At 70.9% G+C, this 15484-nt stretch carries 13 protein-coding genes and 1 rRNA gene; 7 read left to right on the forward strand and 7 right to left on the reverse strand.

Annotated features, from left to right (window positions below):
* Positions 1–79, forward strand: a 5S ribosomal RNA gene (gene rrf / locus ACZ6YG_RS07605); the annotation flags it as partial.
* Positions 80–269: 190 nt separating this feature from the next.
* Here rrf and ACZ6YG_RS07610 read toward each other — a convergent pair.
* Both ACZ6YG_RS07610 and ACZ6YG_RS07615 read right to left on the reverse strand, forming a co-directional pair.
* The gene (locus ACZ6YG_RS07610; protein ID WP_466017476.1) at positions 270–1823 is read right to left on the reverse strand and encodes an AMP-binding protein; all 1554 of its coding nucleotides are present in this window, start codon (positions 1821–1823) and stop codon (positions 270–272) included.
* Positions 1824–1969: 146 nt separating this feature from the next.
* Positions 1970–2620, reverse strand: coding sequence for a TetR/AcrR family transcriptional regulator (locus ACZ6YG_RS07615; protein WP_148033719.1), 651 nt, complete (start codon positions 2618–2620; stop codon positions 1970–1972).
* 112 nt (positions 2621–2732) lie between these two features.
* On the opposite strand from ACZ6YG_RS07615, the gene ACZ6YG_RS07620 reads away from it, so the two are divergent.
* The 4 genes from ACZ6YG_RS07620 to ACZ6YG_RS07635 are packed head-to-tail and all read left to right on the forward strand — an operon-like array spanning position 2733 to position 6674.
* A complete protein-coding gene (locus ACZ6YG_RS07620; protein ID WP_466017477.1) occupies positions 2733–3584 on the forward strand; it encodes a MaoC/PaaZ C-terminal domain-containing protein in 852 nt (283 codons plus the stop codon).
* Positions 3581–3991 carry a Zn-ribbon domain-containing OB-fold protein gene (locus ACZ6YG_RS07625; RefSeq protein ID WP_466017478.1) on the forward strand — a complete coding sequence of 137 codons (411 nt, stop codon included), beginning with the start codon at positions 3581–3583 and terminating at the stop codon, positions 3989–3991. Before ACZ6YG_RS07620 ends, ACZ6YG_RS07625 begins: the two co-directional genes overlap by 4 nt.
* A gap of 5 nt (positions 3992–3996) precedes the next feature.
* On the forward strand, positions 3997–5145 hold the full coding sequence (locus ACZ6YG_RS07630) for a thiolase C-terminal domain-containing protein (protein ID WP_466017806.1): 1149 nt from the start codon (positions 3997–3999) through the stop codon (positions 5143–5145).
* Between the two features lie 20 nt (positions 5146–5165).
* Complete coding sequence (locus tag ACZ6YG_RS07635; protein ID WP_466017479.1) at positions 5166–6674, forward strand: MFS transporter; 1509 nt, start codon at positions 5166–5168, stop codon at positions 6672–6674.
* Positions 6675–6683: 9 nt separating this feature from the next.
* Here ACZ6YG_RS07635 and ACZ6YG_RS07640 read toward each other — a convergent pair whose 3' ends face one another.
* Entirely contained in the window at positions 6684–8159 is a 1476-nt protein-coding gene (locus tag ACZ6YG_RS07640) for a phosphodiester glycosidase family protein (RefSeq protein WP_148033716.1), read from the reverse strand.
* Between the two features lie 277 nt (positions 8160–8436).
* Between ACZ6YG_RS07640 and trpS the strand changes: the two genes are divergently transcribed.
* The gene (trpS, locus tag ACZ6YG_RS07645; RefSeq protein ID WP_148033715.1) at positions 8437–9399 is read left to right on the forward strand and encodes a tryptophan--tRNA ligase; all 963 of its coding nucleotides are present in this window, start codon (positions 8437–8439) and stop codon (positions 9397–9399) included.
* Here trpS and ACZ6YG_RS07650 read toward each other — a convergent pair.
* The 4 genes from ACZ6YG_RS07650 to ACZ6YG_RS07665 all read right to left on the reverse strand — a co-directional run bounded on the left by ACZ6YG_RS07650 (position 9396) and on the right by ACZ6YG_RS07665 (position 13928).
* Positions 9396–9851, reverse strand: coding sequence for a GNAT family N-acetyltransferase (locus ACZ6YG_RS07650; protein ID WP_466017480.1), 456 nt, complete (start codon positions 9849–9851; stop codon positions 9396–9398). The two genes, trpS and ACZ6YG_RS07650, sit on opposite strands and share 4 nt — an antisense overlap.
* A 53-nt stretch (positions 9852–9904) precedes the next feature.
* Complete coding sequence (locus tag ACZ6YG_RS07655; protein WP_148033713.1) at positions 9905–11524, reverse strand: PucR family transcriptional regulator; 1620 nt, start codon at positions 11522–11524, stop codon at positions 9905–9907.
* Positions 11525–11590: 66 nt separating this feature from the next.
* Positions 11591–13210, reverse strand: a complete 1620-nt coding sequence (locus tag ACZ6YG_RS07660) for an AMP-binding protein (RefSeq protein ID WP_466017481.1) — start codon at positions 13208–13210, stop codon at positions 11591–11593.
* A 13-nt stretch (positions 13211–13223) separates the two neighbouring features.
* The gene (locus tag ACZ6YG_RS07665) at positions 13224–13928 is read right to left on the reverse strand and encodes a TetR/AcrR family transcriptional regulator C-terminal domain-containing protein (RefSeq protein ID WP_219552417.1); all 705 of its coding nucleotides are present in this window, start codon (positions 13926–13928) and stop codon (positions 13224–13226) included.
* Positions 13929–13983: 55 nt separating this feature from the next.
* Between ACZ6YG_RS07665 and ACZ6YG_RS07670 the strand changes: the two genes are divergently transcribed.
* The gene (locus tag ACZ6YG_RS07670) at positions 13984–15435 is read left to right on the forward strand and encodes an MFS transporter (RefSeq protein WP_466017482.1); all 1452 of its coding nucleotides are present in this window, start codon (positions 13984–13986) and stop codon (positions 15433–15435) included.
* Positions 15436–15484: the final 49 nt, after the last annotated feature.

Raw genomic sequence — 15484 nt, forward strand, 5'->3', positions numbered from 1 at the left:
TCCGAACCCGGAAGTTAAGCTTCTCTGCGCCGATGGTACTGCACTCGGGAGGGTGTGGGAGAGTAGGTCACCGCCGGACAATTTTCATATGGGAAAGGCCCCGACAGGTTCTGTCGGGGCCTTTCCTTTTTTTAGGAGGGTTTCGAGGCTTCGGTCTTGGGGGCTTTTCTTGTGGGTGAGCCCTGAGGCTACGGCCACGAGGCTCGCCCTGTTTCATTGAGGCTTGGGCTATCACGCCGGGGCCCGTGCAAAGACCGGCAACGCCTCTGTCAGCTGTTGTCGACGTACTCGTCGCGCAGCTTGCGGCGCTGGAGCTTGCCCGCCTCCGTCCGCGGGAAGTCCTCGCGGAACTCGAACCTGCGCGGGCGCTTGTACGAGGCGAGCCCTTCGGCACAGTAGGCCCGGAGTTTCTCGGCCAGTCCCTCTCCGGCCTCCACGCCCGGTGACGGCTGGACGATGGCGAGCACGCTCTGCCCCCAGTCGGGGTCGGGTACGCCGATCACGGCGATGTCCTGGACGGACGGATGGGTGATCAGGAACTGCTCGATCTCGGCCGGGTAGATGTTCACACCGCCGGAGATGATCAGGTCGGTCCTGCGGTCGAGGAGGAACAGGTAGCCGTCCTCGTCCAGGTAGCCGAAGTCGCCGACCGTGGACATGCCGTCGAGCCGGGCGGCCGCGGTCTTCCCTGGGTCGTTGTAGTACTCGAATGCCTGGCCGGCGTTGCTGAAATAGATCGTTCCAGGCTCGCCGTCCGGCACCTCTTCGCCGTTCTCGCCGACGATGCGGAGCGTGGTGCCAGGCTGTGGCCGGCCGACCGTGCCGGGCTTGGCCAGCCACTCCTCCGGGGTGACCTGGGACATGCCGCCTTCGGTGGCCGCCAGATACTCGTAGAGTTTGGGGCCGACCCACTCCATCATCTGCTTCTTGACCTCGACGGGGCAGGGCGCCGCGGCGTGGATCAGGCTGTCCAGGCTGGAGACGTCGTAGCGGAGGCGGACCTCCTCGGGCAGGCGGAGCATCCGGTGGAAGTGGGTGGGCACCATGTGGCTGGTGGTCACCTTGTAGCGCTCGATGGCGCGCAGCACCGCCTCGGCGTCGAACTTGAGGTGGCAGACCACGGTGTGGCCCAGGTGCAGCGCGTTGATGGCGAACGCGCCGGGGGCGGCGTGGTACAGCGGCGAGCAGACGAGGTGGACGCCCTGCTTCCGGAAGCCGAGCGTGTAGAAGTGCTTCGAGGCGAGCGGGGCTTCCTGTTCGGGGCTGAGGCCCGACAGCGGCCGGCGCACGCCCTTGGGGCGGCCGGTGGTGCCCGAGGTGTAGTTCATGATGGCGCCCATGACCCGGTCGCCGGGTTGTTCCTCGGGCCGGCCGCTCCACAGCTCGGGGTAGGGCTGCCAGCCCTCGACCTCGTCGCCGATGGCGTAGCGGTGCGCCGGCAGCCCGCCGACCTCGCTGTGCAGGTGTCCGGCCAGGTCGGAGTGGGCGACGAGCACCTTGGCGGTGCTGTCCTTGACGATGTAGGCGACCTCGGGCGGGGCGAGATGGGTGTTGATCGGCACGATGTAGGCGCCGAGTTGGATGGTGGCGAGTGCCAGCTCTATGTACTCCCGGCCGTTGTGCACCAGGATGGCGACCATGTCTTCCTTGCCCACGCCCAGCGCTCGGAGGCCGTGGGAGATGCGGTTGACCTGGGCTCCCAGCTCACCGAAGGTGGTCTCTTCGCCCTGCGGGGCGATGAAGGCAACCCGCTGGGGGTCCTGGAGCGCCAGCGCGTAGAAACCGGGATTCTCGGACGTCGTGTCAGGGTTGGTAGCCGGCATTCGTTCCTCCAGACCTTCCGCCTTGCGGCGATCGCCCAAGGACGCACGACCCTGATTTCAGACACCAATTGTCCGAAATTGGTCAGGGGATTGGTGTGCGACTCCGTACCGTGAAATTCAGACGAAATGCGTCCGCAACACAGAAGCTAAGACCGGGCCCCGTCGGTGTCAAGGGCGGCTTCGGCGGGGCGGTAGCCGATGGAGGAGAGCACGAAATCGACGACCCGCTCGGCGTACTGGGGGGCGTCCTCCAGGAGGGCGGGCATCCTGTCGATCGGCGTGGAGAGCACGTGGTTGACGATGATGCCGTTCACCGCGTCCAGCACCAGGGCCGGCGAGGTGCCCTGGGGGATCTCGCCCCGGTCGATGGCGAGCAGCACGAGTCGCCTGGACAGGGTCCGCCACTGCTTCCCGAGGTCCTCCATGGCCTGGCCGAACAGCTCGGGATAGAACTTGGCCTCGATCTGCGCCCGCAGCCCGACCAGGCCGTCGCGGCTCTGCTGCGCCTTCAGCGTGCGGACGCACATGGCCAGGAGGTCCTCGCGCAGCGAGCCGGTGGTCTCGGCCATGACGGGCATGGTGATCGAGGCCAGGGCCTCGACGATCAGCTTCTCCTTGCTCTCCCAGCGGCGGTAGAGGGCGGCCTTGCCCACGCGTGCCCGGCGCGCGACGGCGTCCATGGTGAACCCGGCCCAGCCGACCTCCGCGTAGATCTGCAGCGTCGCGTCGAGGACTCGGGGCTCGATGCCGGGGTCGGGCGGTCGTCCGGGGCGGGAGGTGGTCGAAGCGGTTTTCATATTTTCTCAGTCTGCCAGGTCTCGGGAGGTTCGCCACCGGTTCCGCGGTATTTACAGACGAACTTTGTCCGGATTATGGTGCTGGCAGGACCCTTACGGAAGGAGCGCTCCCTTGGCGCTGAATCTGGATCTGGTGGGCAAGGAGTGGGAGGGCGGGGGCCGGCGATGGACCTCGGCCGACGCCATCCTCTACGCGCTCGGCGTCGGGGCGGGGGCCGAGGATCCGCTGACGGAGCTGCCGTTCACGACGGAGAACTCGCACGACGTCGCCCAGCAGGTGCTGCCCACCTTCGCGGTCATGATCGGCGGCACGGGAGGGTCGATGCCCCCGCTGGGTGACTTCCACCTCGCCCAGGTGCTGCACGCCGAGCAGTCGATCACGCTGCACGGCGCGCTGCCTCCCGAGGGCTCCACCGTGACCAGGAGCCGCGTGGCCGCCTTCTACGACAAGGGGCCGAACGCCATCGCCGTCCTGGAGTCGACGGTCATGGACGCGGACTCGGGCAAGGTGCTCGCGGAGTCCAGCACCGGCACCTTCATCAGGGGCGAGGGCGGCTTCGGCGGCGAGCGAGGCTCCACCGCGCCGTGGGAACGGCCGGAGCGCGCGCCCGACCACGTGGTGACCTACCGGACGCGGCCCGACCAGGCCCTGCTCTACCGGCTGAGCGGCGACCGCAACCCGCTGCACTCCGACCCGTGGCTCGCCGGGAAGGCCGGGTTCGACCGCCCGATCCTGCACGGCCTGTGCACCTTCGGGTTCACCGGAAGGGCGCTGCTGCACACCGCGTGCGGCTCGGACCCGGAGCTGTTCGGCACCATGTCGGCGCGCTTCGCCTCCCCGGTCTTCCCGGGCCAGGAACTGGCGGTGGCCCTCTGGGACGACGGCGAGACCTGGCGCTTCCAGACCATGGTGGCCGGTCGAGTCGTGCTGGATCGCGGCACGTTCAGCCGGAGGACCGGGTGATCGAGGACTTCATGCCCAAGCCGACGCCCGAGACCGCACCGTACTGGGACGCCGCGAAGGCGGGTGAGCTGCGCGTCCAGCAGTGCGGCGCGTGCGGCCGGCACTACTTCTACCCGCGGCCGTTCTGCCGCTACTGCGCCTCGCCTGACGTCGCCTGGGTGAAGGTGTCCGGCCGCGCGCGGCTCGTCTCGTACGTGATCAACAGACGGCCGATGCCCGGCTTCGAGTCCGTCTCGCCGGTGATCGCGCTGGTGGAGCTCGACGAGGGCCCGCGGCTCATGACGAACGTGGTCGGCGTCGAGCCGGCGCCCGAGAACCTGCCCCTGGACCTGCGGCTCCGGGTGACGTTCGAGGAGCGCGGCGGGACCGTGCTGCCGGTCTTCCAGCCTGAAGAGGAGAGCGCGTGACCAGCATGCACGGCGGCCGGATCGCGATCGTCGGCGCGGCCGAGACCGACGAGATCGGGGTCCTGCCGGGCACCTCGATGCTGCAGTTGCACGCCGAGGCCGGGCTGAACGCCCTGCGGGACGCCGGGCTCACCCCCGCCGACGTGGACGGCGTGGCGACCGCCGGGCCGCTGGCCCTGGACGTGGCGCACCACCTGGGCATCAACCCGCGCTGGGCCGACGGCACCATGGTCGGCGGCTGCAGCTTCCTGCTGCACGTCCGGCACGCGGCGGCGGCCATCGCGGCCGGCGCGGCCGACGTCGTCCTCATCACCCACGGCGAGTCCGGGCGGTCGCGGGTGGGCGCGCCGCGGTGGGGCGGGGCCAACGTGACCCCCGCCGGACAGTTCGAGGCGCCGTACGGTGCCATCACCCCGTACGCCACGTTCACCGTCCCCGCCCTGCGCTTCCTTCACGAGCGCGGCATGGACCGGGAGGACCTGGCCCGGGTGGTCGTCGCCCAGCGGGAGTGGGCGAGCAAGAACCCGCGGGCCCTGCGGCGTGACATCGTCACGGTGGACGAGGTGCTCCAGGCTCCGGAGATCGCCTACCCGTTCACCAGGGACATGTGCTGTGTGGTCACCGACGGCGGCGGCGCCCTGGTGCTGACCAGCGCGGAACGCGCCGCCGACCTGCCCGGGGGGAGCCGGGCCGTCTACCTGCTGGGCTCGGGCGAGGCCACCGAGAGCGCGATGGTGTCCCAGATGGAGGATCCGGGGTCGTTCCAGGCGTTCCGCCGTTCCAGCGCCGAGGCGTTCCGCACGGCCGGGCTCGGGCACGGCGACGTCGGCCATCTGATGATCTACGACGCGTTCGCGCACCTGCCGCTCTACGGGCTGGAGGACCTCGGGTTCGTCGGCAGGGGAGAGTCGGGGGCGTTCATCGCGGACGGTCACACGATTCCGGGCGGCAGCCTGCCGGTGAACACCAACGGCGGCGGGCTCGCGTATACGCACACCGGCATGTACGGGATGTTCGCGATCCTGGAGTCCGTCCGGCAGTTGCGGGGCGAGGCAGCCGCGCAGGTGCCCGACGTGGAGGTCAGCTTCGTGCAGGGGGTGGGCATCTTCTTCGCGGCGTCTGGCAGCCTTGTCCTGTCCAACCGCGGATCTTGATCGAACGGAGCTCGGTGGCGATGCCTCGCACCCCCGGACAGTCGAGCGGCGTCGTCATCGCCGCCCTGGCCTTCAGCGGCATGGTCGTGTCGATGATGTTCACCCTGGTGGTGCCCATCATCCCCGACCTGCCGAGGCTGGTGTCGGCCTCCGCGGAGGACGCGTCCTGGGTGATCACCTCCACGCTGCTGTCGTCGGCGGTGTTCACGCCCGTGAGCGGGCGGCTCGGAGACATGTACGGCAAGCGCCGGATGATCGTGATCAGCCTCTCGCTGATGATCCTCGGATCGGCGATCTGCGTCTTCACCAGCGCGCTGCCCCTCGTGGTGATCGGCCGTACGCTGCAGGGCTGCGCGGTCGGCGTGATCCCGCTCGGCATCAGCATCATGCGCGACCTGCTGCCGCCCGGCCGGCTGGGCTCGGCCATGGCGCTGATGAGCGCCACGCTGGGCGCCGGCGGCGCCATCGGGCTGCCGCTGGGCGCGGTCGTCGCCCAGTACGCCAACTGGCACGTGCTCTTCCTGGTCGCCGCCGCGATGGGGGCGGCGGGCCTGGTCCTGACCATCACGCTCGTGCCGGTCTCGCCGCTGCGGACAGGCGGGCGCTTCGACTTCCTCGGCGTGGCCGGGCTGTCGGCCGGGCTGGTCTGCTTCCTGCTGCCCATCAGCAAGGGCGGCAGCTGGGGCTGGACGAGCCCGCTGACCCTGGGCCTGTTCGCCGCGGCGGTGGTGATCTTCGCGCTCTGGGGATGGGCGGAGCTGCGGATGCACAATCCGCTGGTCGACCTGCGGACCACCACCCGGCGCGAGGTGCTGCTCACCAACCTGGCGTCCATCGCCTTCGGGTTCGCCATGTTCGGCACCCAGCTGGTCTTCCCTCAGGTGTTGCAGGCGCCGGCCGCCTCGGGTTACGGGCTGGGGCTCACGTTGTTCGAGGCCGGGCTGTGCATGGCGGTGGGCGGCGGCATGATGATCGTGCTCTCGCCCGTCTCGGCCCGTGTCACCGGAGCCTACGGCCCCAAGGTGACGCTCATGCTCGGCGCCCTGCTCTCCATCGCGGGCTACGTCACCGCGCTGTTCCTGATGACGGAGGTCTGGCACGTCGCGCTGGCCGCGACGATCGTCTCGGCCGGGGCCGGTCTCGGGTACGCCGCCATGCCCGCCTCGATCATGGGAGCGGTGCCCACCTCGGAGACCGGCGCGGCCAACGGCTTCAACTCGCTGATGCGCTCCATCGGCACGTCGACGGCCAGCGCGGTGATCGGGGCGGTGCTGGCCGCGCAGACCGTCCAGCTGGGAGCCGTGACTCTGCCCTCGCGCGACGGCCTCCAGATCGCGCTGGTCATCTCGGCGGTCGCGGCGGCCGCCGGGATGGTCATCTCGGCTTTCCTGCCCCGGCGCGGGTCGGCCCGCAGGGGCGCCCGCCCCGAGCCGCCTCAGGGACGTCCCGGCACGCGGCTCCCCGGGAAGGCCGGGGAGCCGCTCGTCGACGACGTCGCGGGCGACGCGCGGTCGCGGAGCGCCGACTAGCCGCCGGATCTAGCGGGGGAGGACGAGCAGGGCGTCGCCGACGGCGCGCTCCCCGCCGTCGGACGGCTGGTTGACGACCTTGCCCTTCACGACCATCGCCGTCGACCCGCCGCCGTCCAGGTTGATCGCCTGGGTGGCGCCGAGCCAGCGCATGAACTGGGCCGCCTCGACGAAGTTGGCGCCCACGGTGATGCCCGGCTTGCGGCCGTCGATCGTGGCCACGATCAGGCTGCCGTTACGGGTGGTGCCGACCAGGGTGCGCGGGTGGCGGCGGAGGATCATGTTGACCGAGTCGTGGCCGTCGCGCCTGGCGGTGATAGCGGTGCGCCCGTTGCGGACCAGGCCCACGCCGCCCGACACGACGTGCAGGTCGGGGGTGAGCTGGAGGTTCCTCTTCTTGCGCAGGTCGCGCACCTTGGTGTCGACCTTGACGGTCCAGCCTTCCCAGAGGTGCTCGTTGAGCCACATGGCCGCCTCGCCGCCGCCGTGGAGCACCCGCTTGCCCTTCGGCACCGCGGCGCCGGGGGTGCGGACCGCCTCCACCCGGCCGTCGGCGTCGATGACCACGTCGGTGCCGTCGACGGCGGGGGTCTTGGCGCCGTACTCCTCGGTGTAGAGGACGAGCTCGTCGGCGGCCGCCGCGCGGTTGACGCCGGCGATCGGGTGCTTGGCGCCGTCCTGGGAGACGGCCGTGATCGTGGTCGTCAGCTCGGTGATGCGGGCGGTACGGCCGCGCAGCACGATCGCGGAGCGGCCCGGGACCGCCTCGCTGAGCAGCCTGCCCGCGACCACGGAGGCGCCCACCGGCTCGCCGCGCAACTGCTTGGCGGTGTGGATGTTGAAGAAGCCGCCGTTGACGGCCGCGACCGCGCCGCCCCGCTTGGCCATCGACGAGACTGTCTCGCGCTTGGCCACGCTGGTGCCGAGCGAGGCCGCGTACGAGCCGCGGAAGGTGCGGGCGTCGACCGTGAGCACCTTGACGTGCCACGGGCCGGTGGTCTTGAGTCCGTCGTCGCCCAGGTAGTCGACCTTGACCTTCAGGCCGGCCTTCTTGAGCTTGGCGGCCGCCTTGTCGGCCTTGGCGCGCTGCTTGAACGACCACAGGCCCACGCGCACCATGAAGAGCTCCTGCGCGGGGGCGTCGGCGACCTGCGGGCGCTCCAGTCGCTGGATGCCGGCGACCTCGCCGGCCGCCTCGACCGCGGCCAGCGTGGTCTCGGCGGCCTCGCGGGTGCCGGCGTCGCGGCCGTTCGGCAGGAGCACGGTCACCGTGTAGCCGTCGGTGGACGAGCCCGCCTTCACGTCGTACAGGTCGATGCCCGAGGTCACGCTGGTCATGGTCTTGGTCGGGGCGGACCGCGCGCCGAGCGGGAAGTTGGATGACGGGAACTTCACCGTCGCCTGCTCGGCTGCGGCGCCGGGCACGGTGAGGCCCGTGATCGTCGTGGCCATGGCCAGGCCGACGACGAGAGTGCGTCGAGACATGCGAACTCCAGGAGGGTGGAACGGGACCGCCCCATCCTGACGTGATCAAGCTGATCGGGTCTGGAGAACACGCCAAACGGTTGAAAGAGGTTACGCGATCGACATACGCCCGGACTGGTGAGTTCGACCTTCGCCTAGAATGGGTGCGTGAAGCGCATCGGCATGTGGTGGTGGCCGCGAGACGGCCTCTGACCTTCGCATGCGCAAGGGCCGTCCTCAGGGCGGCCCCGGGCGCAGGGCATCCCTCCGGACGGCGTCGACCGATCGAGGAGGGACCATGCGACACACCGTGCTCACCGGAGACCGCCCCACCGGGCCGCTCCATCTCGGCCATTACTTCGGCTCCCTGGCCAACCGCGTCCGCCTGCAGGACCGGTTCCCGATGTACGTGCTGGTGGCCGACTACCAGGTGATCACCGACCGGGATCTGCCGGGGGAGATCCAGCGCAACATCACCGAGTTGCTGCTCGACTATCTTGCGGTGGGGCTCGACCCGGCCAAGGTGACGATCTTCCAGCACAGCGCCGTGCCCGAGCTCAACCAGCTCATGCTGCCGTTCCTGAGCCTGGTGACGGTGTCGGAGCTGAGCCGCAACCCCACCGTCAAGGACGAGATCGCGCACAGCAGCCAGAAGGCGGTCAGCGGGCTCATGTTCACCTACCCGGTGCACCAGGCGGCCGACATCCTGTTCTGCAAGGGCACGCTGGTGCCGGTGGGCAAGGACCAACTGCCGCATCTCGAGGTGACCCGGACGATCGCGCGGCGCTTCAACGAGCGCTACGGCCGCGTCTTCCCCGTGCCCGAGGCCATGCTCGGCGAGCGGCCGCTGCTCCAGGGGCTCGACGGCGGCAAGATGAGCAAGAGCAGGGGCAACGCGATCGCGCTGTCGGCCACCGAGGACGAGACGGCCGCGCTCATCCGCAAGGCACGCACCGACTCCGAGCGGCTGATCACCTTCGACGAGGAGAACCGCCCCCAGGTGGCCAACCTGCTCATGATCGCGTCGCTCTGCCTCGGCCGGCCGCCCGCGGAGCTCGCCGCCGAGATCGGGTACGGGGGAGCGGCCGCGCTGAAGCGGTTGACCACGGACGCGGTCAACGACTTCCTGCGGCCGATCAGGAAGCGCAGGAACGAGCACGGCGAGGCCGAGGTGCGGGAGATCCTGGCCGAGGGCAACCGGCGGGCCCGCGAGCGGGCCGTGGTCACCCTCGACGAGGTGCGCGCGGCGATGGGTTTCTAGCGCGGGTGGTAGCTGAGCGTCCTGAAGGGCCAGTGCGCGGACAGCCAGGCCGTCACAGCTTCGTACAGGGGCACGTCCAGGTCGGCCCGGTCGGCCCGGACCCAGGAGGACACGTCGGCGTCGTGGGCGTCGCCCGTGGAAGGGTAGATGTAGACGCATCCGATCACGTCGCCGTCCGTGTCCAGGACGGTGTAGGTGAAGCCGCGGCGCCTGGCGAAGTCGTCCGCGTGGCGCCGCAGGTCGGCGAGGTTGGCCTCCAGGGACATGCCGTCCAGGGGAGGCCACTTCCCGTCCGGGAAGCCCGGGGTCGCGCGGATGTGCTCGATGCTGCTGGTCCAGGCGGCGTGGTCGGCGGCGTTGTGCTCGGGGCCCAGGGGTTCCAGACGGAACCGCGGGGTGACCGGGGGCGCGGGGACGACGAAGTCGTCGGGGACGAAGGCGCGGTCGTTCATGGGGCCGAGGCTACGAGGCCGGGCTCCTGGGGCGCATCCGGATTGATCGCGGGCTAGCGCTGGCGGTCGCGGCGGAACGACTCCAGCGCCAGCAGCGCGACGTGCAGCGACAGGCAGGACTCGACGTCGTCGAGATCGGTGTCGAGGATGCGCTCCAGGCGGCGCAGCCGGTCGTAGAAGGCGGGCCTCGACAGGTGGGCCTTCTGCGCGGCGACCGCCTTGTTGCGGCCCGCGTCGAGGTAGATGCGCAGGATGCGGGCCAGGTCGCCGCCCCGCTGGGCGTCGTGCGCGAGCAGCGCGCCCAGCTCGCGCTCGGCGAAGGTCTGCAGCCTGGCGTCGTCGCGCAGCAGGTGGAGCAGCCCGCGCAGGCGCAGGTCGGGCAGCCGGTAGAAGGGCCGGGCGTCGGGCTGCCGGACCGCCACGTCGGCCACCTGCTCGGCCTCCAGGAAGCTGCGCCGTACGTCGCGGATGGACTCGACCACCGAGCCGGCGGCGAGCACGAACGCGGATCCGTGCTTCCACAGCTCGCGCAGGCGCTCGGAGAGCGTCGTCAGCGCGGGCTCGGCCTGCGTGCGCGGCGGGAGCGGCAGCAGGACGCCCACCCGGTCCTGGTCGAGCGCGCCCACCAGGGCGGGCAGGCGGGCGTCGCGGCAGGCGGCGGCCGTCGCCTCGGCCAGCTCGCCCAGCTCGGCCTGCCCGTCGAGCGCCTGGTCGGCCGGGTCTGTCGGGCGGATGACCACGCTGACCAGCCTGCGGCCGGTGAGCGGCACGCCGACCGCGCGGGCGCGGGCCGCGGCCTCGTCGGGGTCGGAGTAGGCGTGGGTGAGGATGCCGGTGATGATCGTGCCGTGGGCCTGGCGCTCCAGCGACTCCTGGTGGCGCTCCAGCAGGCGGCCCAGGGCGAGCGTGGTGGCGGCGCGCTCGGCCAGCACCAGGTCGCGCGGCGACGGCTTGCGGTCGCACAGCAGGATCAGCCGTCCCCAGTCCTGCCCGCGCGCGCCGACGGTGGTGACGAGCCAGCCCGACGCGGAGTCGTACGCGGTGCGGTCGGCGGGGGCGACGGCCCTGGACCTGCTCTCCCAGCCGGCCAGCAGCGCGCCGGTGTCGCGACCGGCCGACTCGCAGGCCAGCACCTGGTGGGCGAGGTTCTCCAGCAGGACCGGGCGGCCCGACAGCCTGGCCACCTGGGCCAGCACCTCCGCGGGGGACGCGCCCTCGACCGACAGCTCGGTGAACACCTCGTGCAGCTGCTCGGAGGCGCGCAGCTCCTCCAGCTGGTTGTCGATGATGCGGGCGTGGACGGCCTCGGTGATCTGCACGAACGGGGTCTCGCGGGCGAGCACGATGACCGGCAGGCCGTGCTCCTCGGCGGACTTGATCACGGCCGGGGGCAGCTCGCGGACGAACCGGCGGCCAAGCTCGACGACCAGGCCGGAGGCGCCGACGGAGGACAGCCCGGCGATGTAGCCGGTGAGCTCGGCGGAGTCGTCGGGCAGCGCCACGCCCGTGGTGAGCACCAGCTCGCCGCCGCGCAGCAGCTGGGCGATGTCGGCGATCTCGCCGACGTGCACCCAGCGCACCTTGGTGTCGAGCCGGTCGGCGCCCGCCACGACCTGTGGGCTGCCGCGGCGGACCGTCTCCAGCTCCAGGATGTCGGCGATGGTGGGCAGCACGACGCCGAGCCTATCCGATCAGCCTGTAATCCTGGGCGGGCCATGGTTGACAGACTGCCAGGAAGATCAGCGGATCAGGTCCTCCTCGCGGAACTCCCGCGCCGGGCTCTGCTCGCGCAGTTCCACCCGGCGGATCTTGCCCGAGATCGTCTTGGGCAGCTCGGCGAACTCCAGCCTGCGCACCCGCTTGAACGGGGCCAGCTCGCGCCGGCAGTGCTCGAAGATCGACCGGGCCGTGTCCTCGTCGGGCTCGGCCCCGGGCGCGAGCGTCACGTACGCCTTGGGGACGGCCAGGCGCACCGGGTCGGGGGCGGGCACCACGGCGGCCTCCGCGACGGCGGGATGCTCCAGCAGCACGCTCTCCAGCTCGAACGGCGAGATGCGGTAGTCGGAGGCCTTGAACACGTCGTCGGTCCTGCCCACGTAGGTGATGTAGCCGTCGGCGTCCCGGGAGGCCATGTCACCCGTGTGATAGTGCCCATCGCGCATCGCTTCACTGGATCCGGCGACATATCCGGACATGAGGCCGAGGGGGCGGTTCTCCAGCGGGATGCAGATCTCCCCGTCGTCCCCCGGTTCCCCGGTCTCCGGATCGAGCAGCACGATCTCGTACCCCGGCAGCGGCCGCCCCATCGAGCCCGGTCTGACCGGCTCGCCCGGGACGTTGCCGATCTGCGCGGTCGTCTCCGTCTGTCCGTAGCCGTCCCTGATCGTGAGGCCCCACGCCTTGGCCACCTGGTCGATGATCTCCGGGTTGAGCGGCTCGCCGGCGGCCACGGCGGTGCGCAGCGGCAGCTGCCACGCCGCCAGGTCCTCCTGGATCAGCATCCGCCACACGGTCGGCGGCGCGCAGAAGGTGTCGACGCCCTCGTCGCGCAGCACCCGCAGCAGCTCGGCCGCCGAGAAGCGCTGGTAGTCGTGGACGAGCACGGTCGCGCCCGCGTTCCACGGCGCGAACACGTTGCTCCAGGCGTGCTTGGCCCAGCCGGGCGAGGACACGTTGAGATGCACGTCGCCGGGCCGGATGCCGATCCAGTACATGGTCGACAGGTGGCCGGCCGGATAGGAGGCGTGGGTGTGCTCGACCAGCTTGGGCTGCGAGGTCGTGCCGGAGGTGAAGTAGAGCAGCAGGGTGTCGCCCGCGTGCGTCGGCCCGTCGGGCGTGAACCTCTCGGCCGCCTGGGAGGACTCGTGGTAGGGCAGCCAGCCGTACGCGTCGCCGACCGCGATCCTGGTGTAGGGGCCGCCGCCGAACTTGCCCGCGTCCTCGGCGTTGGCGATCACGTGGGACACCCCGCCGCGCTCGATCCGCTCGGTCACGTCCTTGCGGGTCAGCAGCGTGGTGGCCGGGATGACGACCGCGCCCAGCTTCATCGCGGCCAGCAGCGACTCCCACAGCTCGGGCTGGTTGCCGAGCATGAGCAGGATCCGGTCGCCGCGCCGCACGCCCTGCTCGTGCAGCCAGTTGGCCACCCGGCTGGAGCGCACGGACAGCTCGGCGAAGGTGTACGAGACCCTGCCGGTGATCTTGAGGGCGATCCGGTCGGGGGTCTCGGCGGCCAGCACGCCGTCGAACCAGTCGAGCGCCCAGTTGAACTCGCCCAGCTCCGGCCACCGGAACTCCCGGCGGGCGGTGGGGTAGTCGGCCTGGAGCAGGAAGTCGCGCGCGGCTCGGAAATCGCTCATGCTCCGGATCCTGCTACGCCGTCAGCCTCGCCTCAAGGCCATCGAGCACCGCCGCGAGTCCGAAGGTGAACATCATCTCGCGCGACTCCCTCAGGTCGGCCGGCTTGCTCTCGCGCATCCGCTCCAGCAGGTCGGGGTGGGCGGCGGCGGCCCGCTCGACGGCCTCGCGCATGCTGTCCTCGTCGAGGGGGTCCCTGGCCATCGCCTCGTTGTAGGCCACTTCGGGGATCGTGGTGCCGAACACGAAGGCGGTCAGCGTGGACGCGGCGTAGTCGATCTCCAGACCCCGGAACCCGGCGCCCTTGAAGGCCCGGGTGAGCCGGCTGGTGACCTCCAGCGCGTTGGGCCCGAGCGCGGGCGTGCGCCCGATGAGCCCGGCGGACCAGGGATGGCGCAGCATCACCCGGCGCATGCTGTGGGCGAAGGCGCCGGCCGTCTGGCGCCACCACTTCGTCTCCTCCGGCGGCGGCACCGTCATCTCGCCCCAGATCTCGTCGTAGACCAGCTCCAGCAGCTCGCGCTTGTTGGCCACGTACCAGTAGAGGCTGGTCGCGCCCGCGTCGAGCTTCGCGCCGAGCTTGCGCATGCTCAGCCCGTCGAGCCCTTCGGCGTCGAGCAGCTCCACCGCGGCGCGCACGATCTCCTCGCGGCTGCGGCCCGGGCTCTTGGCGGGCCGGGGGTCGCGCGTCCACACCGAGGAGAACTGCTTGCCGGTCATGCTTCCAGATTAAATCCTCTCGCACACTGTACGGGTTTCCTCGTACAGTGTGCGAGTGGAATCGAACGCTGTGCGAGACCCCCGTCGCTGGTGGGTGCTCGCCGTCCTCTGTCTCTCGCTGATGGTGCTGTCGGTCGACGGCACGATCCTCAACCTGGCCATCCCCTCGCTGATCGAGGAGCTCGGGGCCACTCCCTCCGACATCCAGTGGATCCTGGACGTCTACGTGCTGGCGTTCGCGGGGCTGCTGCTGACGGCGGGCAGCCTGTCGGACCGGTTCGGCCGCCGCAGGTTCCTGATCATCGGGCTAGCCCTGTTCGGCGGGGCGTCGCTGGCGGCCGTCTTCGCGGCCGAGCCGTGGCAGCTCGTCGCCGCCCGCGCGCTCATGGGCGTCGGCGGGGCCATCCTGATGCCGTCGACGCTGTCCATCCTGATGACCGTCTTCGACGCCGAGGAGCGCCGCACCGCCATGGCCGTCTGGGGCGGGGTTGCCATGGTCAGCGTGATCATCGGCCCCACGCTCGGCGGCTTCCTGCTGCAGAGCTACTGGTGGGGCTCGGTCTTCCTGATGAACATCCCGATCGCCGCGCTGGCCATCGTGGCCGCGCTGGTCCTGATGCGGGAGACGCGGGGGCCGGCGCGCAAGCTCGACCCGGTCGGCGTGGTGCTGTCCAGCGTCGGGCTGACGGCCGCCGTGTACGTCATCATCGAGCGCGAGCTCAACTGGGGGATCATCGCGGTGGCGGTCGCCTCTCTGGTCGCCTTCGTGGTGTGGGAGCGGCGGCGCGAGGAGCCGATGCTGCCGCTGTTCCTGTTCGGCAACCGCAACTTCAGCGGCGCGTCGATGTCCATCCTGCTGATGTCCTTCGGGGCGGGCGCCGTGATGTTCATGCTCACCCAGTACCTGCAGTTCGTGCTCGGGTACGAGGAGGTGGTCGCGGGGCTGGCCATGCTGCCGTACGCGGTGGCGGCGGCCGTCTTCAACGGGATCGGCGCCGGGCTCGGGAAGAAGGTGAGCAACCGGGCGCTGGTGAGCGGCGGGCTCCTGATCATGGCAGGGGGGTTCGCCGTCATGGCGACCACCACCGGCTACCTGCCCCTGCTCGTCGCGCTGCTGGTCATGGGCGTGGGCGGCGGGCTGGCGGGCCCGTCCGCGTACACCTCGCTGATGAACGCGATCCCGCTGGAGCGGGCCGGGGTCGGCTCAGCCATGAACGACACCGTCCAGCAGGTCGGGCTGGCGCTGAGCATCGCCGTGCTGGGCAGCGTGCTGGCCGAGGTCTACACCGGTCAGATGCCCGTCTCCGCGCCCGAGGCGGCCAGGGAGTCCATCGGGGTGGCGATCCAGGCGCCCGCCCTGGTGGACCAGGCCGGTGCGGCCTTCACCACCGCCATGCACGTCGGGTCGTGGGTGGGCGCCGCGTTCTGCGTCGCCGCGGCGGTGGTCGCCGCCGTCCTGCTGCGCCCGCTCGCGCCCACCGAGAGCCCTGAGCCGGTGACCGTCTAGATCGCATCCCCCACAGGGCGGAACCCCGTGCCGGGCCGGCCGGCGCGGG

It is taken from the genome of Nonomuraea sp. NPDC054003, assembly GCF_055585125.1.

Coding starts and splice junctions, on each gene's coding strand:
- ACZ6YG_RS07665 (WP_219552417.1), bottom strand. CDS start 13,928: ATGACCGGCAAGCAGTTCTCCTCGGTGTGGACGCGCGACCCCCGGCCC.
- ACZ6YG_RS07630 (WP_466017806.1), top strand. CDS start 3,997: ATGCACGGCGGCCGGATCGCGATCGTCGGCGCGGCCGAGACCGACGAG.
- ACZ6YG_RS07640 (WP_148033716.1), bottom strand. CDS start 8,159: ATGTCTCGACGCACTCTCGTCGTCGGCCTGGCCATGGCCACGACGATC.
- ACZ6YG_RS07660 (WP_466017481.1), bottom strand. CDS start 13,210: ATGAGCGATTTCCGAGCCGCGCGCGACTTCCTGCTCCAGGCCGACTAC.
- ACZ6YG_RS07610 (WP_466017476.1), bottom strand. CDS start 1,823: ATGCCGGCTACCAACCCTGACACGACGTCCGAGAATCCCGGTTTCTAC.
- ACZ6YG_RS07615 (WP_148033719.1), bottom strand. CDS start 2,620: ATGAAAACCGCTTCGACCACCTCCCGCCCCGGACGACCGCCCGACCCC.
- ACZ6YG_RS07650 (WP_466017480.1), bottom strand. CDS start 9,851: ATGAACGACCGCGCCTTCGTCCCCGACGACTTCGTCGTCCCCGCGCCC.
- ACZ6YG_RS07635 (WP_466017479.1), top strand. CDS start 5,166: ATGCCTCGCACCCCCGGACAGTCGAGCGGCGTCGTCATCGCCGCCCTG.
- trpS (WP_148033715.1), top strand. CDS start 8,437: ATGCGACACACCGTGCTCACCGGAGACCGCCCCACCGGGCCGCTCCAT.